Annotated in this window: 17 protein-coding genes and 1 pseudogene; 12 read left to right on the forward strand and 6 right to left on the reverse strand. The window is 73.6% G+C overall.

Annotation, left to right across the window (positions count from 1 at the left end):
- Window positions 1-32: 32 nt before the first annotated feature.
- Window positions 33-2,183: a PIG-L family deacetylase gene (locus ABZ404_RS21325; RefSeq protein WP_358830950.1), complete on the reverse strand. Its 2,151-nt coding sequence runs from the start codon at window positions 2,181-2,183 to the stop codon at window positions 33-35.
- A 486-nt stretch (window positions 2,184-2,669) separates the two neighbouring features.
- Here ABZ404_RS21325 and ABZ404_RS21330 point away from each other — a divergent pair, with 486 nt between their 5' ends.
- Both ABZ404_RS21330 and ABZ404_RS21335 read left to right on the forward strand, forming a co-directional pair.
- Window positions 2,670-4,268 (forward strand): sigma-70 family RNA polymerase sigma factor, encoded by a 1,599-nt coding sequence (locus ABZ404_RS21330; protein ID WP_358830949.1) that lies wholly within the window; start codon window positions 2,670-2,672, stop codon window positions 4,266-4,268.
- 359 nt (window positions 4,269-4,627) lie between these two features.
- On the forward strand, window positions 4,628-7,057 hold the full coding sequence (locus ABZ404_RS21335; protein ID WP_358830948.1) for a non-reducing end alpha-L-arabinofuranosidase family hydrolase: 2,430 nt from the start codon (window positions 4,628-4,630) through the stop codon (window positions 7,055-7,057).
- Between the two features lie 118 nt (window positions 7,058-7,175).
- Here ABZ404_RS21335 and ABZ404_RS21340 read toward each other — a convergent pair whose 3' ends face one another.
- Window positions 7,176-7,313, reverse strand: coding sequence for a hypothetical protein (locus tag ABZ404_RS21340; protein ID WP_358830947.1), 138 nt, complete (start codon window positions 7,311-7,313; stop codon window positions 7,176-7,178).
- A gap of 169 nt (window positions 7,314-7,482) precedes the next feature.
- Window positions 7,483-9,102 (reverse strand): ATP-binding cassette domain-containing protein, encoded by a 1,620-nt coding sequence (locus ABZ404_RS21345; protein WP_358830946.1) that lies wholly within the window; start codon window positions 9,100-9,102, stop codon window positions 7,483-7,485.
- A gap of 423 nt (window positions 9,103-9,525) precedes the next feature.
- On the opposite strand from ABZ404_RS21345, the gene ABZ404_RS21350 reads away from it, so the two are divergent.
- The 3 genes from ABZ404_RS21350 (at window position 9,526) to ABZ404_RS21360 (ending at window position 12,441) form a co-directional block, all read left to right on the forward strand.
- Window positions 9,526-9,966, forward strand: a complete 441-nt coding sequence (locus ABZ404_RS21350; protein ID WP_358830945.1) for a hypothetical protein — start codon at window positions 9,526-9,528, stop codon at window positions 9,964-9,966.
- Between the two features lie 8 nt (window positions 9,967-9,974).
- Window positions 9,975-11,798, forward strand: coding sequence for an alpha/beta hydrolase (locus ABZ404_RS21355; protein ID WP_358830944.1), 1,824 nt, complete (start codon window positions 9,975-9,977; stop codon window positions 11,796-11,798).
- A gap of 181 nt (window positions 11,799-11,979) precedes the next feature.
- Complete coding sequence (locus ABZ404_RS21360) at window positions 11,980-12,441, forward strand: hypothetical protein (protein ID WP_358830943.1); 462 nt, start codon at window positions 11,980-11,982, stop codon at window positions 12,439-12,441.
- Window positions 12,442-12,582: 141 nt separating this feature from the next.
- On the opposite strand, the gene ABZ404_RS21365 is transcribed toward ABZ404_RS21360, so the two are convergent.
- A complete protein-coding gene (locus ABZ404_RS21365; RefSeq protein ID WP_358830942.1) occupies window positions 12,583-13,119 on the reverse strand; it encodes a DinB family protein in 537 nt (178 codons plus the stop codon).
- Between the two features lie 117 nt (window positions 13,120-13,236).
- Entirely contained in the window at window positions 13,237-13,983 is a 747-nt protein-coding gene (locus ABZ404_RS21370) for an SDR family oxidoreductase (protein ID WP_358990690.1), read from the reverse strand.
- Between the two features lie 228 nt (window positions 13,984-14,211).
- On the opposite strand from ABZ404_RS21370, the gene ABZ404_RS21375 reads away from it, so the two are divergent.
- On the forward strand, window positions 14,212-14,805 hold the full coding sequence (locus ABZ404_RS21375; RefSeq protein ID WP_358836368.1) for a TetR family transcriptional regulator: 594 nt from the start codon (window positions 14,212-14,214) through the stop codon (window positions 14,803-14,805).
- Window positions 14,806-14,863: 58 nt separating this feature from the next.
- Here the strand turns inward: ABZ404_RS21375 and ABZ404_RS21380 are convergent, their stop codons facing one another.
- On the reverse strand, window positions 14,864-15,982 hold the full coding sequence (locus ABZ404_RS21380) for a DUF5937 family protein (protein WP_358836367.1): 1,119 nt from the start codon (window positions 15,980-15,982) through the stop codon (window positions 14,864-14,866).
- Window positions 15,983-16,152: 170 nt separating this feature from the next.
- Here ABZ404_RS21380 and ABZ404_RS21385 point away from each other — a divergent pair, with 170 nt between their 5' ends.
- The 6 genes and pseudogenes from ABZ404_RS21385 (at window position 16,153) to ABZ404_RS21410 (ending at window position 24,143) form a co-directional block, all read left to right on the forward strand.
- A complete protein-coding gene (locus ABZ404_RS21385) occupies window positions 16,153-17,244 on the forward strand; it encodes an ABC transporter substrate-binding protein (RefSeq protein WP_358836366.1) in 1,092 nt (363 codons plus the stop codon).
- A 138-nt stretch (window positions 17,245-17,382) separates the two neighbouring features.
- Complete coding sequence (locus ABZ404_RS21390; protein WP_358836369.1) at window positions 17,383-18,402, forward strand: iron ABC transporter permease; 1,020 nt, start codon at window positions 17,383-17,385, stop codon at window positions 18,400-18,402.
- Between the two features lie 50 nt (window positions 18,403-18,452).
- Window positions 18,453-19,214 (forward strand): annotated as a pseudogene (locus ABZ404_RS21395) (ABC transporter ATP-binding protein); the annotation flags it as partial.
- Between the two features lie 320 nt (window positions 19,215-19,534).
- Complete coding sequence (locus ABZ404_RS21400) at window positions 19,535-20,929, forward strand: MFS transporter (protein ID WP_358836365.1); 1,395 nt, start codon at window positions 19,535-19,537, stop codon at window positions 20,927-20,929.
- Between the two features lie 16 nt (window positions 20,930-20,945).
- Entirely contained in the window at window positions 20,946-22,874 is a 1,929-nt protein-coding gene (gene asnB, locus ABZ404_RS21405; protein WP_358836364.1) for an asparagine synthase (glutamine-hydrolyzing), read from the forward strand.
- A 12-nt stretch (window positions 22,875-22,886) separates the two neighbouring features.
- Window positions 22,887-24,143: a cytochrome P450 gene (locus tag ABZ404_RS21410; RefSeq protein WP_358836363.1), complete on the forward strand. Its 1,257-nt coding sequence runs from the start codon at window positions 22,887-22,889 to the stop codon at window positions 24,141-24,143.
- Window positions 24,144-24,179 lie beyond the last annotated feature (36 nt).

The raw sequence follows: 24,179 nt of genomic DNA on the forward strand, positions 1-24,179 counted from the left end.
GGCACCGCCCTCCCCGGGAAGGGCCCCACCGGTCACCCCTCCGCCGGCCCGTCCGTCACCCGTACCGTCATCGGGACCGTCACCGAACGGAGCGTCGCGTCCGGTGCGAGGGTTGTGAGCAGGGGGCGGCCGTCCGGGGTCAGGGCGAGCGACGGGCCCGTGACCGTTCGGCTCGGCAGCGTCGACCAGTGGGGGTTCGCCGGGCCGTCGTCCAGGCGTGCCCAGCTGACGGTGCCCGCGTTGTTGCGGCCCGCCAGGAGCACTCCGCCGCCCACCGCGAGCAGCGCGAACGCCCCGTAGCCCCGGCCGGGGAGGGCGGAGGAGGGCTCCGGCCGCCAGGTGCCGTCGGGGGTGAGCCGGTGCAGGAGCGGGCGGGCGGTGACCGGTTCGCGGAGGGCGAGCAGGACCGAGCCGTCCGGGCGGGGCAGCGCGGTCGGCGGGTCCGCCGACGCCGGGAGGCCGGTGGGGAGTTCGGTGAACGCGCCGCCGGGGGCCTGCTGGGTCCAGTGGTGCACCGCGTCGCGGCCCGTGGCGAAGACGTGGACGCGGCCCCCGGTGTCGGTCACCGCTGCCACACCGTCCTGGAGAGGCGGTACGGGTGCCGTCGTGCCCAGCGGGGTCCAGCGGGTCCAGCTTCCGTCGGGGTGCTGGACGCGGGTGGCGATGCCCCGCTCCCAGTTCCGGGCGAAGAGGTGCAGGGTGCCGTCGCCCGCCCTCGCCACCGCCGGGGTGCCGACGCGGCGGCCCCGTTCGGGGTCGCGGTCGGGGGTGCCCAGCGAGGTCCACGCGCCGAACGCGCCCCCGGGGCGGGTCTGGCGGGTGTGCGCGAGGTCGCGCCGGTTGTCGCGGGGGTGCGGCCCGAGCCCCGTGATCCGGGCCGCGAACAGGTGCCAGCAGCCCTGCGCGTCGAGCAGCGCGGTGAGTCCGGGCGCTATCCCGTCCCCACCGACCCGTATGGGCGCGCCCCATGTTCCGCTGCCGCGTGTGGTCTCCTGCCACATCACCGCCTGCCCGGAGAGCACCCCGAAGGCGTGCAGGCGCCCCGCCGCGTCCGGTACGACCCGGGGCGCGGCGAACGGCTGGCGCGGGCTGGTGCGCTGGACCCAGCCGGTGCCCAGGGAGTTGTCGTGGCCCACGTCGTAGTCGCCGCACCCGGCCGCGAAGCCGCACGAGCCCGGGGAGCCCCCGTACACGTTGAGGATGTGCGCCTTGCGGCGTACCAGCTGCTTCGGCAAATTCTGCGGCCAGCGCTCGTTGTAGTACCCGCGGTACGGCACGACCGCCACGGGCGGCGCCGTACGACCCCGGCGGTGGCGCTCCAGCGCGGCGAAGGTGAACAGCGCGGTGGCGGTGTGGTCGGGATGGTCGGAGTAGCCGGGCTGGTCGTGGTGCGGGCGGTTCGCCCTGTCGCGGTCGCGGCGGCCGGGCGCACCCCCGCCGCCGTTCCCGCGCCCGCCGTTGTCCCCGCCTCCCCCGTTTTTCCCGCCACCGCCTGGCGCGTCGTGGGGCTGGCGGTCCGGGTCGGGGTCCATGGTCCGTACGACGGTCGGCGCGTACCGGTCGAGCAGGTGCACCAGGGCGTCGACGAGCCCGGTCCGGGTCACGGCGTACGAGCGCGCCACCGGTGAGCCGGTGCTGACACGGGTCCGGGTGACGGCGGCGGGGTCGGCCCACAGGCGGGGCAGCACCCAGTCCGGGCCGTACTGCTGGATGCCGAGGAACACCAGCTGTACGTGGTCGTGGCCTTCCAGCGTGTCCAGCTCGGCCGCCAGACCGCCGGGCAGGGCGAGCGGTCCGGTCCGCCAGGGCGCGTCGGGGCGGCCGGTGACCATGTACGCGTACGCCTGCCGCAACCCCTGGCGCCGGGCCCCGGCGTAGCCCGGCTCGTCGGGCCGGGGCGCGGGCCCGCGGCCCGGGACCTTGTTGATGCCGTCCTTCTCACCGCAGTTCAGATAGACGCTGACCAGGCGGTCCCCCGCCGTGAGCGACTGCTCCAGGTCCGGGTTCATGAAGTACAGGTCGTCGTCGGGGTGCGCGACGATCTGCAGGACGGTGGCGGTGCCGCGCGGTCCGCCCGTGGGGGACGTGCCCCTCGGGGACGCGCCGCCGCGCCCGTCCGGGTCCGAGGCGTTCCGGCGGCCCGGCACACACCCCGCCGCGGCGACGGCGACGGTCCCGGCCATCACACTCCGGCGCGCCGGCCCCCGGCTGGGCTGCGGTATCACGGTCTCCCCCTGGCAAGACGAACATACGGGCGCCCCCGGCCCGGCCCCGGCACACCCGCCTCGGTCAGTGGCGGGTCCATCCGTCGACCCGGCCAAGATACCCGGCGCCGTTCGGGGGTGGGGTGGTTTGCCGGGTGGGGGGTGGTTTGCCGAAGGCTGCCCAGGGTGAGCGGGGCCGCGGTGCGGGGTGAGTGCCGGAGGAGGGTGGGCATTGGCGGGTGGTGACGTGGGTCGCTTCAGTCCCCCTCCCTCACCTCCGTACGTCCGTCACGTCCGTCACCTCCGTCGTCTCCGCCGCCTCCTCACCTCCGTCACCTCCCCCCTTCCGGCGCGGGCCCGGCTGTCACCCGACGTACAGGCTTTGGCCGCCCAGCCGTGCCGACGTTAAGGTGTGGCGCCGTACTCGGCGGATCGCTCCCCTGCGGGAGGTGGGAAGGGGGGCTCATGGACGCCGAACACGCTCGGCTCGTCGTCGCGGCGCAAGCCGGGGACGACCGGGCGCGCGAGGAACTCGTCGCCGCCTACCTGCCGTTGCTCTACAACATCGTCGGGCGGGCGCTGAGCGGCCATGCCGATGTCGACGACGTCGTGCAGGAGACCTTGCTGCGCGCGGTGCGCGACCTGCCCGCCCTGCGCGCCCCGGAGAGCTTCCGGTCCTGGCTGGTGTCGATCACGATCCGTCAGATCAGTACCCACCGGGACCGGCAGCGCGCCTTCGCCGGGCGGACCGCGGTCATCGACGAGGCACACGAGATACCGGACGCGGGCGCCGAACCCGAGGACGCGACGCTGCTGCGTCTGCGGATGTCCGACGAGCGCCGGCAGGTCGTCGAAGCCACCCGGTGGCTCGACCCCGACCACCGGATGCTGCTGTCGCTGTGGTGGCAGGAGCGTGCCGGGCTGCTGAGCCGTGACGACGTCGCCGCCGCGACGGGGCTCACCGCCGCCCACGTCGGCGTACGCCTGCAACGCATGCGCGAGCAACTGGAGTTGAGCCGGACGATCGTCGCCGCGCTGGCCGCCGAGCCGCGCTGTCCGGGGCTGGACGAGGCCGTCGCCGGGTGGGACGGGGCGCCTACCTCGGTGTGGCGCAAGCGGATCGCGCGACACACCCGCGGATGCCCGGTCTGCGGGGCGACGACGGCGACCCGGGTTCCGGCCGAGCTGCTGCTCTTCGGTCTCGCGCCGCTGGCGGTCCCGGCCGGGCTCGTCGCCGCGCTCGCCGCCAAGGGCCTGCTGTCGGGGACGGCCGCCGGCGCCGCCGGGCTGGCCTCCGCCCCCGTCGCCCTCGGCACGGCGGCGGGAAGCGGCGGTCTGCACGGCTCGCTGATCGGCAAACTCTCCGCGGTGACCGCGCACCCGCTGCTCGCCCTCACCACCGGCGCGGTGCTCGTCACCGGGACCGCCGTCTACGTGACCTGGCCCGAACCGGCGCACCGGGAGCCCGGTGTCAGCGCCGCTCCCACCCCCGGCCGCTCCACGACCGGCCGTCCCCCGGCCGGCCCTCCGGCGCCCTCCTCCTCGCGCCCCGCCACGCCGAGCCCGTCGCGCACCACCGCGTCGACCGGGCCGTCCCCGGCGGTCAGTGCGTCCGCTGGCACCGGTTCGGTCGCGCTGGGCGCCCAGTCGCTGGAGTCCGTGGACGCCCCCGGCCGGTACCTGACGTACGCCGGTGACCTCGCGGCGCTCGGCCCTGTCTCCGCCTCCAGCGACGCGCCGACGCGGCAGCGGTTCACCTTCACGGTCGTCAGGGGGCTGGCCGACACCCGGTGCGTCACCTTCCGCGCCGCCGACGGCCGCTATCTGCGCCACCGGGAGCTGCGGCTGCGGCTGAGCACCAGTGACGGCAGCGCCCTGTTCCGCGAGGACGCCACCTTCTGCCCGAGCCCCGGGACGGTCGCCGGATCGGTGACCCTGCACGCCCACAACTACCCCGGGTCGGTTCTGCGGTGGCGCGACGGCGGCGTCTGGCTCGACGGCTCCGACGGCACCCGCGCCTTCGCCGGGCAGGCCTCCTTCGTCCTGCGCAGGCCCTGGGCCTGAAGACCCGCTCCCAGCCGCTCCCTCCTGCTTCCCTCCTGCTCCCTGAGCAGGTCCGGGCAGGCACCTCCCCAGCCCAGCCACTCCCCATAGCCCCGCCAGCCCCGCGGCACGACCAGCCCACCGGGCCCCGCGTAACGCTTTCTTCCTGCGAGATGCATCACCGGGCGATCCGCCGCCCCGCGCCACTTTTCCGTTACGGGACCGCGGTTCCACCGGCCTCCTCTTGTGTGGGGTGCTCTCCCGCCGCTCGCCCGGCGTGCCGGCGCGGCAGGGCCAGGGCCCCCGACTTGCCCGTTGACGTATCTCCTGAAGGAATCCGCTGTCATGACGCGACACCTCCACGACCCCCGAGGAACAGCATGAAGGGCCTGCACCGGCTCAGCCGGCGTCGCCGTACCGTGGCCATCGGGGTGTCGGCCGCCGCGGTGGTGGCCGGTGCCGTGACGTTGCTCCCGAACTCCGCCGGAGCCGCCGCCCTGGGGACGCAGGCGGCCCCCTCCGGCCGGTACTTCGGCACCGCCCTGGCCTCCGGCCGGCTCGGCGAGGCGGCGTACACCGCGATCGCGGACCGCGAGTTCTCCATGGTCACCCCGGAGAACGAGATGAAGTGGGACGCGATCGAGCCGTCCCGCGGCACGTTCACCTTCGGCGCCGCCGACCGGATCGTCAGCCACGCCCAGGCCCACGGCCAGCGGCTGCGCGGCCACACCACGGTCTGGCACTCGCAGCTCCCCGCGTGGGTGCGCTCCATCCACGACGCGAACACCCTGCGCGCGGTGATGAAGAACCACATCACCACCGAGATGACCCACTACAAGGGCAAGATCTACGCCTGGGACGTGGTCAACGAGGCGTTCGCCGACGGCTCCGGCCGGCACCGCGGTTCGGTGTTCCAGGACGTGCTCGGCGACGGCTTCATCGAGGAGGCGTTCCGTACCGCCCGGACGGCCGACCCCTCGGCCAAGCTCTGCTACAACGACTACAACATCGAGAACTGGACGGACGCCAAGACCCAGGGCGTCTACCGCATGGTCAAGGACTTCAAGTCCCGCGGCGTGCCGATCGACTGCGTCGGGTTCCAGAGCCACTTCGGCCCCGGCGGGCCGCCGTCGAACTTCCGCACCACCCTGTCCGGCTTCGCCGCGCTGGGCGTCGACGTCCAGCTCACCGAGCTGGACATCGCCGGGGCCTCGCCCACGCACTACGCAGGCGCCGTCAACGCCTGCCTGTCCGTGGCCCGGTGCACCGGCGTCACGGTGTGGGGTGTCCGCGACCGCGACTCCTGGCGCGGCGGCGAGAAGCCCCTGCTGTTCGACGACAACGGCAAGCCCAAGCCCGCCTACACCGCCGTCATGAACGCCCTCAAGTCCGCCCCGGGCCCGACGCCCGGCGGGTCCACCACCCCCGGCGGAACCGGCCCCGCCCCCGGCGGGCCGGGCACCAAGCCGGGCGAGCCCGGCTCCGGCGGGGAGATCAAGGGCGTCGCCTCCGGCCGCTGCGTCGACGTCAACGGCTTCTCCACCGCCAACGGCACCCGGACGCAGCTGTGGGACTGCAACGGGCAGACCAACCAGCGCTGGACCCGCACCGCGGGCAAACAGCTGATGGTGTATGGCAACAAGTGCCTGGCCGCCGGGAACAAGGGCACCGCGAACGGCACCCCGGCCGTCATCTCGGACTGCGACGGCAGCGCCGACCAGCAGTGGAACGTCAACGCCAACGGCACGATCGCCGGCGTCCGCTCCGGGCTCTGCCTCGACGCCGTGGGCGCCGCCACCGCCAACGGCACGAAGATCCAGCTGCACTCCTGCTGGTCCGGCACCAACCAGAAGTGGACCGGCCCGTCCGGGACGCCCGCCCCGACCTCGCCCGCGCCGACCGGCGGCACCTGCGCCCTCCCGTCGACCTACCGGTGGTCCTCGACCGGAGCGCTGGCGCAGCCGGCGAACGGGTGGCGGTCGGTGAAGGACTTCACCCACGTGATGTACAACGGCAAGCACCTGGTCTACGGCTCGAACGTGTCGGGTTCGTCGTACGGCTCGATGGCCTTCGCGCCGTTCACCAACTGGTCGGACATGGCCTCGGCCCGCCAGACCGGGATGAACCAGAAGGCGGTGGCGCCCACGCTGTTCTACTTCGCGCCGAAGAAGATCTGGGTGCTGGCCTACCAGTGGGGCGCGTGGCCGTTCATCTACCGCACGTCGAGCGACCCCTCCAACCCCAACGGCTGGTCCGCGCCGCAGCCGCTGTTCACCGGCAGTGTCCCGGGCGGCGCCCCGATCGACCAGACGCTGATCGGCGACGGCCAGAACATGTACCTGTTCTTCGCCGGTGACAACGGCAAGATCTACCGGGCGAGCATGCCGATCGGGAACTTCCCCGGCAACTTCGGCTCCTCGTACACCACGGTCATGAGCGACACGGTGAAGAACCTGTTCGAGGCGCCGCAGGTCTACAAGGTCCAGGGCCAGAACCAGTACCTCATGATCGTCGAGGCGCGGGGCGCCAACGAGCAGCGCTACTTCCGCTCGTTCACGGCCTCCAGCCTCAGCGGTACGTGGACGCCGCAGGCGGCCAGCGAGAGCAACCCCTTCGCGGGCAAGGCCAACAGCGGTGCCACCTGGACCAACGACATCAGCCACGGTGACCTGGTCCGCACCAACCCCGACCAGACGATGACCGTCGACCCCTGCAACCTGCAACTCCTCTACCAGGGCAAGTCGCCCACCGCGACCGGCCCGTACGACGAGCTGCCGTACCGGCCGGGGCTGCTCACCCTGCGCCGCTGACCCCGGCACCCGGAGCACGGAGGGACCCCGGCCGGCGTACGTACGCCGGCCGGGGTCCCTCCCGCGTTGAGCGGGCGGCCGCCGCGGTCACTCCAGGTGGAGCGGGCGGCTGACGCGGTCATTTGCCGTCGCGGTTGGTGAAGTAGTACGCGACGATGACCACCAGGCTCACGCAGAAGACGATGACGACCAGCTTGGTCGTTCCCGCCGTCGCCGGGACGAGCAGCGCCTGGAGGAGACCGGGACTTCCTGTCATGGCGGCGCTCCCATGGCGGCTCCCCTCGACGGCTCGTGTCGGCGCCCGCGAACCGCCCGCGTTCACCGTGGAGTGAACGGGCCGCGTGCGCCGTGGAGTTGAGGGTGCCCCCGGGCCGTGCGTTGAATCCCGTGGTGACGCGCGCCCTTGGGGGCGGGACCGCCCGCGCTCAGCGCACCCGCTCCACCCGGCGCTCGTCCCACACCGGCTCCGCGCTCTCGCGGACCACGCCGTCCGAGCCGAAGACCAGGTAACGGTCGAAGGAGCGGGCGAACCAGCGGTCGTGGGTGACCGCGAGGACCGTCCCCTCGTACGCCTCCAGGCCCTCCTGGAGGGCCTCGGCCGACTCCAGGTCGAGGTTGTCGGTCGGCTCGTCCAGGAGCAGCGCGGTGGTCCCGGCGAGTTCCAGGAGCAGGATCTGGAAGCGGGCCTGCTGGCCGCCGGACAGCTTGTCGAAGGGCTGGTCCCCCTGGCGTTCCAGCTCGTAGCGGCGCAGGGCCGACATCGCGCCGCCCCGGTCCTTGGCGTGCTCGGTCCACAGGATGTCGACCAGGGTGCGGCCGACGAGCTCGGGGTGGGCGTGGGTCTGGGCGAAGTGGCCGGGGACCACCCGGGCCCCCAGTTTCCAGGTGCCCCTGTGCCGGACGTCCTCGCCCGCGAGCAGCCGCAGGAAGTGCGACTTGCCGGAGCCGTTGGAGCCGAGGACCGCGACGCGTTCGCCGTAGAAGACCTCCAGGGAGAACGGCTTCATCAGGCCGGTGAGCTCCAGGTCCCGGCACTCCACGGCCCGTACGCCGGTCCGGCCGCCCGTCAGGCGCATCCGGATGTCCTGCTTGCGCGGCGGCTCCGGGGGCGGGCCCAGCTCCTCGAACTTGCGCAGCCGGGTCTTGGCGGCCTGGTAGCGCGAGGCCATCTCGTCGCTGCGCGCGGCGTACTGCTGGAGGTCCTGCACCAGGCGCTTGAGCTGCGCCCGCTTCTCGTCCCAGCGCCGGCGCAGTTCGTCGAAGCGGGCGAACCGCTCCTCGCGCGCCTGGGGGAAGGTGGCGAAGCCGCCGCCGTGCACCCACACGTCGGATCCGGCCGGGCCCGGCTCGACCGCGACGATGCGCTGGGCGGCGCGGGCCAGCAGCTCGCGGTCGTGGGAGACGAACAGGACCGTCTTGCGGGTCTCCGCCAGGCGCTCCTCCAGCCACCGCTTGCCGGGGACGTCCAGGTAGTTGTCGGGCTCGTCCAGGAGCAGCACCTCGTCGGGGCCGCGCAGCAGCGCTTCGAGGACCAGCCGCTTCTGCTCACCGCCGGACAGGGTGCGCACCTCGCGGTACTGGGCCCGGTCGTACGGTGTGCCGAGCGCGGCGGTGGTGCACATGTCCCAGACGGTCTCGGCCTCGTATCCGCGCGCCTCGGCCCAGTCGCTGAGCGCCTGCGCGTACCGCATCTGCGCGTTCTCGTCGTCCACGGTCAGGATCAGGTGCTCGGCGGCGTCGACGGCCGCCGCGGCCTCCCTGATCCTGGGCTGCGCGACCGACACCAGGAGGTCGCGCACGGTGCGTTCGTCGCGGACCGAGCCGACGAACTGGCGCATGACCCCGACACCGCCGCTGGAGCTGACGGTTCCGCCGTGCGGGCGCAGCTCCCCGCTGAGCAGGCGCAGCAGCGTGGTCTTCCCGGCGCCGTTGGCACCGACCAGCGCGGAGACCGAGCCCTCACCGACCCGGAACGAGGCATCACCGAGCAGTACTCGCCCGTCGGGCAGGTAGTACTCCAGGTGCGAGGCTTCAAGATGTCCCATGGTCCCCCATCCTCGGGGGCGGCGCGGTGGGGGCACAACGCGTTTTCCGGGGGGCGGAAGAGCCGGCGAAGGAGAGGGAACCGTCCGTGGACCCCCACGAAGGCCGGCGCGCCCAACACGGATAAGGGCCCTGATTCCCGCAGTGACCGCGGGAACCAAGGCCCTTCTCCATCGAGCGCTGGGCAGGCCTTGCACCTGCATCTCCCCACAGGAAGTGGGGCGCCTTTCCTTGGACCACCAACGCGTGTCCCGCCACCGCTCATCGCGGCCGCAAGCTCAAGATCTACTATACCGGACCGGCGACACCCCCGGAACCGGCGTCTGAGTACGGGTACTCACGAGGGTGCGTTCCGCTCCTTGTAGCCTGGCGGCGGCGCAGCGCCGCAGTGACGTACGAGACGGGTGTGATCCAAGGGGGAACGGATGGGGTCGTTCGCGGAGGAATGGGCGCAGCTCAAGAGCGGTCCTTCGGGCGGCGGGGGCGGTATGCGTCTGGCCCACGCCGACGACGGCGGCGGTGGCGGCCAGGGGGACGTGCAGTCCAGCAAGGCCGCCTGGACGGCGGCCGGAAGCGCCGTCGGCGAGCTGGGCGGCGACGTGAAGAAGGCGCTCACCGCCCTGGAGACGGGCCAGCAGGGACTGGCCACCGGCGGCGGCGTGGAGAGCGCGGCGGCGCAGGCCGAGGTCTACCAGAGCTGGAAGACCTACCTCGACAAGCTGTCCGGGCGGTGCACCGCACTCCAGGGCAGCCTCCAGCGGGCGGGCAACGACCTGCTCCTGACCGACGACAACATCAAGGGCCTCTTCGTGGAGCTGGGCAAGCAGTACCAGGACACCCCAGGCGTCGGTGGCGGGGGAAAGTGACCTGAGCCGTGGACATCGAGACGCTCAAGACGCTGAAGCTGCACGAGTTCGAGGAAGCGGCCAACGGATACCGCACCACCAGTGACCTGGCGAGCGGCGCCAAGGACGCGCTGGAGCAGCGGATCACCGCCCAGATGCAGAAGGCCCTCAAGGGCGCGGCTGCCGACGCGGCGGTGGGCCAGCTGCGCGAGGTCGCCAAGGACTTCCACTACGTCCAGGTCGAGTGCGGCCTCGCCGCCACCGCCCTGACCGCGTTCGCCGCCGACCTGCGCCCCGCCCAGGACAAACTCAAGCGGGCCCTTGCCGAGGCGGCCGAGCACAAGTTCACCGTCGGCGCGGACGGCTCCGTCAGCTACCCCGCGGCCGGACAGAACCCGGGCGGATCACCGCCGGGAGCCGGCTCCGCGCACGGCACCACGGATGCGGGGGCCCGCGGCCTCCAGGGCCAGGCGGCCAGGTTCGATCCCAACCCCAACTACAAGGTCGCGCAGGACATGGCGAACCGTATCGCCGAAGCCCTGAACGAGGCCACCGAAGCCGACCAGAAGTGGGCGCCGCAGCTGCGTAAGCTCAAGGCCGACGACGACCTGGTCGTCTCCGACGGCGACTGGGCGGACGTCGCCAAGGACACCGAAGGCGTCAGCGGCGCGGGCAAGCACTACCTGGACTCCCTGCCCCAGCCCCCCAAGGACGCCACCCCCAAGGCCAACGCGGACTGGTGGAAGCACCTCAGCCCCGACCAGCAGGCCGCCTGGACCGCACTGCACCCCGACACCGTCGGCGCCCTCGACGGCCTGCCCGCCACCGTCCGCGACGAAGCCAACCGCATGGTCCTCGACGAGCGGCACGGCCAGTACCGGACGGAACTCAACGGCATCCCCAAACCCCCCGCCAACGAATGGACATGGATCAACGGCGGCGGCGGCTTCCCCGCCAAGGTCCACACCGACGAATGGACGGACTGGAACAAGAAGTACGGCGACCGCTACCGCCACCTGGAATCGTCCCTCAAAGGCATGGAGAGCATCCAGAAGCGCTTCGACCAGACCGGGGTGGAGGGGCTGCCGGAGGCGTATCTGCTCGGCTTCAGCCCCGAGGGCCACGGGCGGGCCATCGTCGCCAACGGCAACCCGGACACGGCGCGGCACCAGGCGGTGTACGTCCCGGGTACGACGTCGAACCTGGAGGGGTTCGGAGGCAGCATCGACCGGACGACGGAGCTGTGGCGCCAGACGCAGCAGGTGACACCCGACGCGTCCGTGTCGACCATCGCCTGGCTGGGCTACGACGCCCCGCAGGACATCGTCAAGGACGCGCCGTTCGAGCACTACGCCTATGACGGCGCGCCCGCCTACCGCAAGTTCATGGACGGTCTCGACGCCTCGTACAGTGCACCCGGAGAGCCGCACCGTACGGCCATCGGGCACTCCTACGGCACCACCCTCATCGGGGCGGCGGCCCAGAAGGGCGACCTCAACGCGGACGACGTGATCTTCGCGGGGAGTCCGGGGGTCAAGGTGGGCTCGGCCGACGAGATGGACGTCCCCAAGGGGCACGTGTGGAACGAGGAGGCCGATGGCGACAAGGTGCCGGACATCGGCCGCTGGGGCCACGGCGGCAGCTCGTGGAAGATGGGCGGCGGCGTGTTCCTCATCCCCAGCGACGACGCCTTCGGCGCGCACCAGATGAACACGGATCCCGAGGGCAGCGGACCGTCGGCGACGAAGGGAGCACACGGCCACAGTGAGTACTGGGGGCGGGACACCACGGCCCTGAAGAACCAGGCGCTGGTCGTGGTCGGCAAGTACGACAACGTCACCGCTCCCGAGTGATGCGCCGCACGCCCGAGGCGTACGGCGGCAACGCCCGGCGCCGCAACCCCGATCGACCCCCCGCACTCCCCCAAGGACTCGCATGCTCCGCGCACCGTTCCCCGCTGCACGCCGGCGACGCCGCCCGGGCAGCGCCCTGTTCCCCTTCGTCCTGACCGGCCTTCTTCTCAGTGGATGTGGCATGAGCGACGACGACACCTCGAACATCCCCCTCGCGGGCACCGCCGGCACCGATGACGCGGTCGCCGCCGTGAAGGCGGTCTCCAGCCAGGTCTACGAGTTCACCGGCGTGCCCGGCAAGGCCTCGCAGCCCGGGCCCGGGGTCAAGGCGTGCCCGGGCAGGGACCCGGAGAAGTACTTCCAGGTCTACCACCCGTGGAACTTCGCGCCGAAGTCCCCCGCGGACAACGACGTCGCCATGAAGCACCTCAAGGAGAAGCTCAGCACGGGCGACTGGGTGCTCAAGGACGAATACCGGGACAACAGCCGGAACAAGAACCTCAACATCGTCGCCGACAACGACGCCAAGAAGATGAGCGTCTCGGTCGTCGCGTACAGCAAGGATGACGTCCCGAGCCTCGGCATCGAGGTGGTCTCGGGCTGCTACCAGGTCCCCGAAGGCCAGACGATCAAGCACTCGTAGCGGCGGCTCGCGGCGCGGGAACCCGCGCCGCGCCGCCCGGCCCGGCCGACACCGTGGCGGCCTGGGAGGACGAGGTGACCGCCCACCGGGCAAGGTGTCGCTCCCGCGCACGCGACCCCAACCGGCGCCCGGCACCCCGGATCAAGCGCCGGCCATCTCCACCAGCTCGAACGCCGTCTTCCCGTCCAGTGACTCCCTGATGATGTCCGCGTGGCCCGCGTGGCGGGCCGTTTCCTCGATCAGGTGGAGCAGGAGCCAGCGCATCGAGACCCGGCCGTCCTTGGGGAACCAGGGGGCCGGCGGGAGCGGGAAGGTGTCGTCCAGGGACGGTACGGCGTGGATGAACTCCTCCGTCTCCTTGGCGACCGCGTCCCAGAACTCCAGCATCCCCGGCACCGTCTCCTCGCCGGACAGGGCGAAGCCCTCGTGCCACGTCGACTGCTCGCGCTGCTTCTCGTTCGGGCGCTGCTGGGCCATGCGGAGCCAGGTGAGTTCGACCTCCGCCACGTGCTTGAGCAGGCCGGACAGGGAGAGTTCGCTGGCGCTGGGGCGGCTCGCCGCCTGCTCCTCGGTCAGGCCGAGCAGGGTGCGGCGCACGCCGCCCCGCTGGGCCTCGACGAACGCCAGGAGCGCGCCGCGCTCGTCGCCGTGAGCCTCTGCCGGAACGTGAGTGACCATGATGTCCGCCCTTGGATCCGTGCGAGGAGGCCCGCTGCTTCCCCGCGCTGCCGTACACCATCCAAGTTACGGGTGAAGTAGGTCAGTTCCCGTCCTCATGGGCGCCGGGGCGGGAGGTCAGTTCTGCGCCGTGGGGCGTACGACGATGTCCCCCACGTCCACTCCCGCCGGCTGCTCCACCGCGAACGCGACCGCCCGCGCGACCGCCTCCGGCGCGAGCCCGATCTCCTCCATGCCGGGGAGGATCCTGGCCTTCATCTCGGGCGCCATCGGGTCGGCGAACTCCGTCCGCGTCACCCCGGGCGAGATCAGCGTCACCCGCAGGTCCGCGCCCGCCTCCTGGCGCAGGCCCTCGGAGAGGGTGCGTACGGCGTTCTTGGTGGCCGCGTACACCCCTTGCAGCGGCACCACCCGCAGCCCGGCCGTGGAGACGGTGTTCACGAAGTGGCCGCCGCCCTGGGCGCGGAAGACGGGCAGGGCCGCGGCGATCCCGTACAGGACGCCCTTGACGTTGACGTCGATCATCTCCTCCCAGTCCTCCACGCGCAGGTCGTCGAAGGGGGAGATCAGGCCGACGCCGGCGTTGCCGACCAGGACGTCGAGGCGGCCGTAGCGGGTACGGGCCAGGTCGACCAGGGCGGTGAGGTCCGCGCGGCGGCGCACGTCGGTGCGCGCCCAGGCCGCCTGGCCGCCCGCCTCCTCGATCCGGGCGGCCAGCGCCTCCAGGCGCTCCGTGCGACGGGCGCCCAGGACCACCTTCGCGCCGCGCGCGGCCAGCAGCAGCGCGGTCGCCGCGCCGATCCCGCTGCCCGCGCCGGTGATGGCCACGACCTTGTCCCGGATGCCGTCGCGGCCCCCGGTCATGGCGCCCCCGGTCATGGTGCCCCCGGTCATGCCGTCCCCGGTCATGGCGCCCCCGCCCACCGCCTCGTGGTGGTGCCCGCCCTCGTCGCTCTCGTACGCGGACATGGTGATCCCTCCGAAAAGGGCGCTGCCTGCCGCTACCGTATAAACGGAGGCGCCGCCGGTTAGGCCGCCACTGTAAGTGGAGACGCCTCCACTTAGCAACGCGCAGAAGGGTACGAGCCGTTCATGACCCCGACCCCGGAAACCCCCGATACGCCCCGCCCGCTGCGCGCCGACGCCCGGCGCAACCGGGACAAGGTCCTCGCCGCCGCCGTGCGCGTGTTCAGCGAGGACGGGCTCGACGCCCACTTCGAGCGCGTCGCCAAGGAGGCGGGCGTGGGCACCGGCACCCTCTACCGCAACTTCCCCACCCGCGAAGCCCTCATCGAGGCCGCCTACCGCAACGAGGTGGCCCGGCTGTGCGACGCCGTGCCCGGGCTGCTCGCCACCCTGCCCCCGCGCGAGGCCCTGCGCACCTGGACCGGCCGCTTCGTCGACTACGCCACCGCCAAGCTCGGCATGGCCGACGCCCTGCGCGCGGTCGTCGCCTCGGGCGGCGACCCCTACGGCCGCAGCCGCGACCTGATCCAGGAGGCCCTCACCGCGCTCCTGGAGGCCGGCCGGGACGCGGGGGTCTTCCGCACCGACATCCGCCCCACCGACCTGTTCGCCGCGCTCGCCGGCATCGCCCTCACCTCGGCCGCCCCCGACCGGCGCGACCAGGCCGAGCGCCTGCTGGACCTCACCCTGGACGGCCTGACCCGCCTCCCCTCCGCCTAGCCCGTCGTACGCACCGCCGCACCGCCCCCGTAGTACGCACCGCCTCGGAGTTCGGCGCTCAGCGCAGCACGCCCTCGATGAAGTCGCTCCCCAGCCGGGCCACCACCGACAGGTCCAGCTGGTGGTGGACGTACCGGCCGCGCCGGCGCGTGGTGATCAGGCCCGCCTTCTTCAGCGCCGCGATGTGCCGGGACACCTCCGGCGCGCTGATGTCGTGCGCGGCGGCGAGTTCCGTCGTGGTGTACGCCGAGCGCGCCAGATAGCGGCACATGCGGATGCGCATCGGGTGGGCGAGGGCCTCCATGCGCAGTTCGAGGAGGTCAAGGGAGCCCGGGCCCGGCAGGGACGGCGCCGCCGCCGGGTAGTGGATCACCGGGCGCCAGCGGGGTGCGTGCAGCACCCACAGATGGGGCCAGCCGAAGGACGACGGTACGAAGGTGACGCCTGTGCCGACGGCCGTGTCCAGCGCGCTGGTGCGGCCGCTGGTCAGCTTGTCGACGCTGATCCGCGTCCCGTCGCCCTCCAGCGTCAGCGCGGGCGAGACCTCGGCCAGCGCCTGGGCCAGGCCCTTGTGGCGCAGCACCTGCGTCTTGTGCCGGGCGTCGGCGGCGAGCTCCACCCGTACGCGCTGCCACACGTCGTCGAAGAACGCCTGAGCGCAGTCCTCGAAGAGCCGCCGCGTCCAGGCCCGTACGGCGGGCGGGTCGTCCAGGAGGCGGGTGGCGAACTCCACCTGGCGCGGGCCGCGCGCCGCCGCGCGTTCCAGCGCGTGGGCGCGGGCGTTCGCGTCGCGGAGCGGGGAGGGTCCGCCGCGGCCGTACTGGCTGGTGCAGGAGATCTCCAGAGCCGCGTCGACGAACACGTCGTCATCGAGGCGGTCCAGCTGGTCCAGGTCCTCGGCGAGGGTGGCGCCGGGGCGCCCGTGCGCGTCGGGCAGCGCCGCGAACGGCAGCGAGATGTCGGAGAACGACGACGTCCACAGGAAGTCCGCCTCGCACAGACGGTCCGCGAGGTCCGGCTTGAGGGCGGCGTTCGTCGCGGTCGTCCACCCGTGCAGCCCGGGGTGGTGCCCCGGTTCGGCCAGCGCGTGCAGCGCCGCGAACAGCTCGGCCAGCGGCGAGGGGCCGAACACCAGGCGCTCGGGCGGCAGACCGGCTATGTCGATGATCACGCTCATACCGCCATCCTGCCGGACTTTACGCAGGTGGGAGCCGATATGTGACGCTCGCCGCCCCCCGGGTCCGTACGAGAGCGGCGCCGCCGGGAACTCCCCGACGGTCCGCTCCGACTACTGGCAACGGGGCGGCGGAGGTCCGCCCGCGTACCGAGTGGACCTGGAGAGTTGTGATGCGTTCTCGCGTGTGGTGGCCTACGACGGCCGTGGTGCTCGGCCTCCTCGCGGCGGGCTGCGGTGACGGGGACGGGGACGACAAGGGCGCGGGCTCGGGCAAGGACGCCGCGGGCGGCGGCGCCGCCGTCTCCGCCACCGGGGGCTTCCCCGTGTCCGTCACCGACTGCGCGGGCACCCGGACCACCTTCGCCGCCGCCCCGAAGAGGATCGTCACCAGCAACGCGGCCGGGCTCGAACTGATGCTGCGCCTCGGCGCCGGGGACAAGGTGGCCGGCACCGGCTTCCCGCCCGGCAAGGGCACCCTGCCCCCCGAACTGGACGCCAGGGCCCAGCAGGTGAAGGTCCTCGGCCGGACGGTCATCGCCAAGGAGAAGCTGCTCGGCTCCGGCGCCGACCTGTACCTCGACACCTTCGCCTCGATGGCCGGTATGGGCGGCGGTATGGGGGACGCGCCCACCGAGGCCGAGTTCAAGGCCGCCGGGATCAGGCATGTGTTCCTGAAGTCCACCGCCTGCGCGGCCGGCCGCAAGAGCCCCGTGACCGATCTGTCCGCCGTCGAGGACGACATCACCTCCCTCGGCGCCGTCACCGGCACCTCCGCCAAGGCGAAGGAGCTCGTCGCGGGCATGAGGAAGACCATGGACGCCGTCCGGTCCGCCGTCGGCGGCGCCGCCCCGGACGCCCGTCCCACGTACTTCTTCTTCGACTACGACGCCGGCACCAAGCAGCCCGTGGCCGTCTGCAACCGGCAGGTCGCCCACGCGGTCATCACCCTCGCGGGCGCCCGCAACGTCTTCGCCGACTGCGACGGCGACTTCAAGCCGGTCGGCTGGGAGGACGTCATCGCCAAGGACCCCGACTGGATCCAGCTCGGCGTACGCGACCGGGGCAGCGAGTCCGCGAACAGGGCCGCGTTCGACGAGGCGCAGCGGTGGCTCCACGACAACCCGGCCACCAAGGGCCTGAAGGCCGTCAAGGAAGGCCACTTCGTCCGGATCGGCTCCGAGCGGACCACCATCGCCGGTGTCTCCAACGCCGACACCGTCCGGGACATCGCCAAGATCCTGTATCCCGGCAAGGTGGGCTGACCCGCCGTGGTGTCACTCGTCTCCTCGCGGAGGAACACACCGGACCGGGACCGGGACACGGACCGGGACACGGACACGGACACGGACGTGTATCCGGACCCGGAAACGGCCCCGGACCCGGGGGCCCGTAAGCGGGCCCTGTCCGCCCCCGCCCTCGCCGCCGTCCTCGCCCTCGCACTCCTCGCCGCCCTCACCGCCGCCGTGTCCCTCGGCTCCACCTCCATCCCGCCCGGCGAGGTGTGGGGGGTGGTGGGGCGCAGGCTGTCCGGGGACGCGCCCCGGCCGGGCACGGACGACCTGATCGTGTGGCAGTTGCGGGTGCCGCGCGCGCTCCTCGCCGCGTTCGTGGGCGCCGGGCTCGGCGTCGTCGGCACGGCCGTGCAGGCGCTGGTACGCAACCCGCTCGCCGACCCGTACCTCCTGGGCATCTCCAACGGCGCCTCGCTGGGGGCCGTCGCCGCCCTCGTGCTGGGCGCCGGGGCGGGCGGCGCGCTCGGGCTCGGGCTGTCGGGCGCCGCGTTCGCGGGGGCGCTGGCCACCTTCGCGCTGGTGTGGGCGGTGGCCCGGCGCGGCGGCGGCTTCGCGCCGCTCAGGCTGGTCCTGGCGGGGGTGGCCATCGGCCAGTTCCTGTCCGGCTTCACCAGCTACCTGGTCCTGCGGGCCGGTGACGAACAGCAGACGCACAGCGTGCTGTTCTGGCTGATGGGCAGCCTCGGCGGCGCCACCTGGCCGCTGCTGGCCGTCCCGGCGCTCGCCGTCCCGCTCGCGCTACTGGTCCTCCAGGCCCGCGCCCGGGGTCTGAACGCGCTGCTCATGGGCGACGAGACGGCGGCCGGGCTCGGCATCGACGTCGTACGGCTGCGGCGCGAGCTGTTCCTGGTCACCAGTCTGCTCACCGGGGTCCTGGTGGCCGTGTCGGGGGCCATCGCGTTCGTCGGGCTGATGGTCCCGCACGTGTGCCGCCTCCTCGTCGGCGGCGACCACCGCAGGCTGCTGCCGCTCTCGGCGCTGCTCGGCGCGCTGCTGCTGGTGGTCGTGGACACGGTGTGCCGTACGGCCATGGACGCGCAGGAGCTCCCCGTCGGCGTCGTCACCTCGCTGATCGGCGCCCCGGCGCTGCTGTATCTGCTGGACCGACGGCTGGGGAGCGGCAGTTGAGGGCCGACGCGGGGGAGCGGGAGCTGAAGACCGAAGCCGGGGAGCGGCAGTTGAGGATCGACATCGAGGACCTGCACGTCGCGTACGGCGGCCGTACCGTCCTGGCCGGGGCGCGGCTGCTCGCCGCCGAGGGCGAGATCACCGGCCTGGTCGGGCCGAACGGCAGCGGCAAGTCGACGCTGCTGCGGACCGTCTACCGGCATCTGAAGCCGCTGGCCGGGCGGGTGCTGCTGTCCGGCACCGACCTGCGCGAGCTCAGTCCCGCCCGGGCGGCCCGGCACGTGGCCGCGCTGCCGCAGGAGCGCGGCGGCGACTTCGAGCTGTCCGTGCGCGAGGTCGTCGCCATGGGCCGCACCCCCTACAAGCGGGCCTTCGCCGCCGAGGACGCCACCGACGCCCGGATCGTGGCGCGCGCCCTCGCCGACACCGGTATGGCCGGGCACGCCCACCGCCGCTTCACCGAGCTGTCCGGCGGCGAGCGCCAACGGGTGCTGCTCGCGCGGGCCTTCGCCCAGCAGCCGGACGTCCTGGTCCTGGACGAGCCGACCAACCACCTCGACGTACGCCACCAGGTGGAACTCCTCGCGCTGCTGCGCGCCCAGGCCCGTACCACCCTGGTCTCCCTGCACGACCTCAACGCCGCCGCCTCCGTCTGCGACCGGCTGCACGTCCTGCACCGGGGCCACGTCGTGGCCTCCGGCACACCCCGCGAGGTGCTCACCCCCGCGCTGATGGCCGAGGTGTTCGGCGTCCGCGCGGCGGTCGTGGACCACCCCCTGACGGGCGACCCCCTGATCGCCTTCGACCACCGGACCCCGGTGGACGCGGTGACGGAGGGGGGCGGCGGCAGGGGCACGGGGGTGGCGTCGGGCGCGGGCGCGGGCGCGGTCCCCGGCGCGGGTGCAGTCCCGGGCACGGGCACGGGCGCGGCCACGGGCACGGGCGCGAAGGCGGACTCGGCCCCGGGCGCGGACTCGGGCCCGGAGGCGGACGCGGCTTCCGATCCGGCTCCGGCAACGGACCCGGCCTCGGGCCCGGCATCCGCATCGGATCCGGCCTCCGCACCGGATCGGGATGCGGACTCGACTCCGGCTCCGGACCCGGGCCCCACCCCCCTCACGGAGATACGCATATGAGCCGCCCCCCGGAAGCCGCCGCCCCCTCCTCCGTCGACCGCTGGGCCCTCGTCGCCGTCGCCGGGCTGCTCTCCTTCGTCGCGATGCTCGACATGAACATCGTGAACGTGGCGCTCGCGGACATCTCCTCCGATCTGCACGTCTCGGCCGCCACCGCCCAGTGGGCCGTCCTCGGCTACCAACTCCCCGTCGTCGCCCTGCTGCTGCCCGTCGGCCGCTGGCTCGACACGGCCGGCCCGCGCCCCGCGCTGCTGGCCGCCACCACCGGGTTCGCGGTGTGCGGCGTGCTCGCCGCGCTCGCGCCCTGGGCGGCCTGGCTGATCGCCGCCCGGATCGGGCAGGGCGCGTTCGCGGCGGTGCTGTTCGTCCTGATGCCCCTCCTGGCGATGCGGTCGGTACGGCCCGGGCTGCGCGGCCGGGCGATGAGCGTGCCCGCCACGCTCGGCCCGCTCGGCGCGGTGACCGGGCCCGCGCTCGGCGGGCTGCTCCTGGACCAGCTGGGCTGGCGTGCGGTGTTCCTCGTGAAACTCCCCGTCTGCGCGGCGGCCCTGGCCGTGGCGTGGAAGGCGATGCCCGGGGGCGGGCGCCTGCGCGCCCCCGACCGGCGCTCGGCCGCCGACGCGCTGCTCGTCGGCACCGGTGTGAGCGTCCTGCTGGTGACGCTGACCCTGGCCGCCTCGCACGGCCCGTGGTGGCTGTCGGCCGCGCCCGCCGCCGTACCGCCGCTGTGGTGGTGGCTGCGCGGGCCCGGCGGGCGCCCGGTGGCGGGCGCCCTACGCGCCCCGAGCCTGTACCGGGCGCACGGCGCGGTCCTGGCGCTCGCGGCCGCGTTCGCCGCCATGCACTACGTGGTCGCCCTCCACCTCCAGCGCGACGACGGCCGCAGCGCCACCGCCACCGGCCTGACCGTGCTCGCCTTCCCGCTCGGCATGGGCCTGGCCGGGCCGCTCGGCGGACGCCTCGCCGACAAGTACGGCGGCCGGCCGATCGCCACCGCGGGCGCGGTGCTCACCGCGGCCGGGCTGCTGCTGCTCGTCCCCCTGGGCGACACCTGGTCCCCACCCGACGTGGCCTGGCGCCTGGCGCTCGCGGGCCTCGGCATGGGGCTGAACGGCGGCCCCACCCAGGCGCTCGTGATGGGCGCCGCCGCCCCCGAGCGGGCGGCGACCGTCGGCTCGGCCGTCCAGCTCGCCCGCAGCCTCGGCTTCACTCTGGGGCCCGCCCTCGCCACGGCCGTCTGGTGCCTCGCGGGTGACGGCGACGGCGTACGGGCCGGGCTGGTGCTCGCCGCCGTCGCCGCCTGCCTCGCCGTCCCCCTGCTCGCGGTCCCCGTCCGGCCCGTACCCCGTCCGGCGCCGGACACCGATCCGGTGCCCGCCGCCCGCCCCTGACCCCGGAGTTGCCCCCATGTGCGGAATCACCGGCTGGGTGTCCTTCCACGAGGACACCTACGCCACCCACGGCCCTCACGCCCCCTACCCATCCCGCGACACCCGCGAGGCTCGCGCGGACCGGGAAGCCCACGAAGCCCACGCGGCCCGCGACCGTACGCGCAGGCCGGTCATCGAGGCCATGACCGCCGCCCTCGCCCCGCGCGGCCCGGACGCGGGCGGTGTCTGGCTCGACGAGCACGCCGCGCTGGGCCACCGGCGCCTCGCCGTCATCGACCCGGCGGGCGGTGTCCAGCCCATGCCCGACCGCCCCGACGCCCCCACGGCCGTCCTCTGCTACAGCGGCGAGATCTACAACCACCACCAACTGCGCGCCGAACTGCGCCGGTCGGGGCACTCCTTCCACACCCGCAGCGACACCGAGGTGGTCCTGCGCGCCTACGCCCAGTGGGGCGCCTCGCTCGCCGAACACCTCGACGGGATGTTCGCGTTCGCCGTCTGGGACGCCCGCGCGCGGCGCCTGCTCCTCGTACGCGACCGGCTCGGCGTCAAACCGCTGTTCTGGGCGGCCGTGGACGGCGGAATCGCCTTCGCCTCCGAACCCAAGGCCCTGTTCCGCCACCCGCAGCTACGCCCCCGGGTGGACGCCGACGGTCTGCGCGAGGCGTACAGCCTGCTCTTCAACACCGGACCCACCCTCTGGTCGGGCGTACGGGAGGTCGAGCCCGGCGGCCTGCTGGTCCTGGACCGGGGCGGCGTCCGCGAGCACCGCTACTGGCGGCTGGAGGCGGGGGTGCACACCGACGACCGGGACACCGCCGTCGACCACGTCCGCCACCTGCTCGACACCGCCGCCCGCAGCCAGCTGGAGGCCGACGTCCCGCTGTGCGCGCTGCTCTCCGGCGGCATCGACTCCACCGTCCTGACCGCGCTGCTCGCCGACGAACTGCGCCTGCGCGAGGGCCCGGACGCACGGCTGCGCAGTTACGCCGTCGACTACAGCGACCAGGCCGAGCGTTTCACCGGCGACGTGCTGCGCACCGGCCACGACACCCCGTACGCCATCGAGGCGGGCGCCCACATCGGCACCGACCACAGCACGGTCGTCCTCGACCCGCGCACCCTGCTCGACCCCGAGCACCGCCGGGCGGTCGTGGCCGCCCGGGACTCGCCCATCGGCGTCGGCGACATGGACACCTCGCTGTATCTGCTGTTCGGCGAGATCCGCCGCCACTCCACCGTCGCCCTCTCCGGCGAGGCGGCCGACGAGGTGTTCGGCGGCTACCCCTGGTTCCACAACCCCGAGGCGCTCGCCGCCGGCACCTTCCCCTGGCTGCTGGTGACCGGCGACGAGGCCGCGATGCCGCTCAACCCGGATCTCGGCCTGCGCATCGCCGAGTTCCGCGACGACACCTACCGTGCCGCGCTCGCCGCCGTCCCGCACGCCGACGGCGAGAGCCCCGACGAGCACCGGCAGCGCGAGATGCAGCACCTGTCGCTGACCCGCTGGCTGCGCCAGCTCCTGCACCGCAAGGACCGGCTCAGCATGGCGCAGGGCCTGGAGGTCCGCGTCCCGTACTGCGACCACCGGCTCGTCGAGTACGCCTTCGCCACCCCGTGGGCCCTCAAGAGCTTCGACGGCCGCGAGAAGAGCCTGCTGCGCGCGGCCGGGGCGGGACTGGCGCCCGAGTCGGTGCTGTGGCGGCCCAAGAACCACTACCCGGCCACCCACCACCCCGACTACAACCGGGGCCTTCAGGACATGGCCCGCGACGCGCTCGACGCGTGCGGCGGCCGGGTCCGCGACCTCGCCGACGAGACGCGCCTCAAACCGTGCCTCGACACCCCGCCCGACCAACTCCCGTGGGGCCACCGGCTCCGCCTCGAACGCGTCGTCGACCTCGCCCTGTGGCTGGACCACCACCAGCCCGAACTCGCCCTCTGAGGAGCACCCTCCATGACCATCCAGGAACCGCTGCCGGCCACCGGTCCGGCCGCCGAACCCGTCCCGCTCATGGGCTGCCCGTACAAGCGCGACCCGTACCCGCTGTACGAGAAGATGCGCGAGGACGGGCCCGTCCACCGGGTGGTGTTCCCCAGCGGGGTGAACGCCTGGCTCGTCACCGGGTACGAGGCCGCCCACGCGGCCCTGAACGACGAGCGCCTCGGCAAGAACCACGACCGGGGCAACGACCGCTGGCGCGCCCGTGCCTCGATCATGCCCGAGCCGCAGCACTCCCAGCTCCAGGTGCACCTGCTGCACCAGGACCCGCCCCGGCACACCCGGATGCGGCGGCTGGTGACGGACGCGTTCACCCCGCGCCGGGTGGAGGAGCTGCTCCCCCGCTTCCAGGAGCTGGCCGACGCCCTCGTCGACGCGCTGCCCGCTTCCGGGCCCGCCGACCTGGTGGCCGCCTTCGCCGCCCTCTTCCCCTTCCAGGTCCTCGCCGAGACCATCGGCCTGCCGCCCGCCCTGGCCGCCCGCTTCGACCGCGACTGGGGCAAGGTCGTCCAGCCCGTCGGCCCCACCGACCCCGGACGCCCGGCGTACGAGGCGCGGCTGCACGGCCTCCAGAGCTACATAGCCGAGGTCGTCGCCGACCGGCGCGCGCACCCGGGCGAGGACCTCCTCAGCCGGCTCGTGGCCGCCCGCGACGCGGACGAGCTGACCCCCCAAGAGCTCGACTCCATGATTTTCCAGCTCCTGGTCGCGGGCCAGGAGCCGGTCACCAACCAGATCACCACCGCGCTCATCGCCCTGCTGCGCCACCCCGGCGAGCTGGCCCGGCTGCGCGACGACCCGGCGCTGCTGCCCCGCGCGGTCGAGGAACTCCTGCGCTACGACAGCGCCTTCGAGCTCACCACGTGGCGCTTCCTCGCCGAGGACGACGACCTGCACGGCACGCGCGTCCCGGCCGGGGACTCGGTGATCGTCTCGCTGTGCGCCGCCAACCGCGACCCGCGCCGCTTCGAGGACCCCGACGCGCTGGTCCTCGACCGCTCCCCCAACCCGCATCTGGCGTTCGGCCACGGCATCCACTTCTGCCCCGGGGCCGCGCTGGCCCGCGCCGAGCTGCGGATCGCGCTGGGCACGCTCCTGGCCCGGCTGCCCGGGCTGCGGCTCGCCGTCGCGGACGAGGAGCTGGAGTGGATCCCGGCGGTGCTGGGGCGGGGGACGGCGCGGCTGCCGGTCACGTACGACCACCGGGCCTGACACCCGACCCGGGCCCCCTCCGTCCCGTACGGCTAC

Origin of the sequence: Streptomyces sp. NPDC005878, assembly GCF_040629815.1 — a bacterium.
Classification (GTDB): domain Bacteria; phylum Actinomycetota; class Actinomycetes; order Streptomycetales; family Streptomycetaceae; genus Streptomyces.

Bases quoted from the DNA above. Each gene is read 5' to 3' on its own strand.
- ABZ404_RS21385 (WP_358836366.1), top strand. From the start codon at position 16,153: ATGCGTTCTCGCGTGTGGTGGCCTACGACGGCCGTGGTGCTCGGCCTC.
- ABZ404_RS21335 (WP_358830948.1), top strand. From the start codon at position 4,628: ATGAAGGGCCTGCACCGGCTCAGCCGGCGTCGCCGTACCGTGGCCATC.
- ABZ404_RS21350 (WP_358830945.1), top strand. From the start codon at position 9,526: ATGGGGTCGTTCGCGGAGGAATGGGCGCAGCTCAAGAGCGGTCCTTCG.
- ABZ404_RS21345 (WP_358830946.1), bottom strand. From the start codon at position 9,102: ATGGGACATCTTGAAGCCTCGCACCTGGAGTACTACCTGCCCGACGGG.
- ABZ404_RS21410 (WP_358836363.1), top strand. From the start codon at position 22,887: ATGACCATCCAGGAACCGCTGCCGGCCACCGGTCCGGCCGCCGAACCC.
- ABZ404_RS21360 (WP_358830943.1), top strand. From the start codon at position 11,980: ATGAGCGACGACGACACCTCGAACATCCCCCTCGCGGGCACCGCCGGC.
- ABZ404_RS21375 (WP_358836368.1), top strand. From the start codon at position 14,212: ATGACCCCGACCCCGGAAACCCCCGATACGCCCCGCCCGCTGCGCGCC.
- ABZ404_RS21325 (WP_358830950.1), bottom strand. From the start codon at position 2,183: ATGGCCGGGACCGTCGCCGTCGCCGCGGCGGGGTGTGTGCCGGGCCGC.
- ABZ404_RS21330 (WP_358830949.1), top strand. From the start codon at position 2,670: ATGGACGCCGAACACGCTCGGCTCGTCGTCGCGGCGCAAGCCGGGGAC.
- ABZ404_RS21365 (WP_358830942.1), bottom strand. From the start codon at position 13,119: ATGGTCACTCACGTTCCGGCAGAGGCTCACGGCGACGAGCGCGGCGCG.
- ABZ404_RS21340 (WP_358830947.1), bottom strand. From the start codon at position 7,313: ATGACAGGAAGTCCCGGTCTCCTCCAGGCGCTGCTCGTCCCGGCGACG.
- ABZ404_RS21370 (WP_358990690.1), bottom strand. From the start codon at position 13,983: ATGACCGGGGGCCGCGACGGCATCCGGGACAAGGTCGTGGCCATCACC.
- ABZ404_RS21400 (WP_358836365.1), top strand. From the start codon at position 19,535: ATGAGCCGCCCCCCGGAAGCCGCCGCCCCCTCCTCCGTCGACCGCTGG.
- ABZ404_RS21380 (WP_358836367.1), bottom strand. From the start codon at position 15,982: ATGAGCGTGATCATCGACATAGCCGGTCTGCCGCCCGAGCGCCTGGTG.
- asnB (WP_358836364.1), top strand. From the start codon at position 20,946: ATGTGCGGAATCACCGGCTGGGTGTCCTTCCACGAGGACACCTACGCC.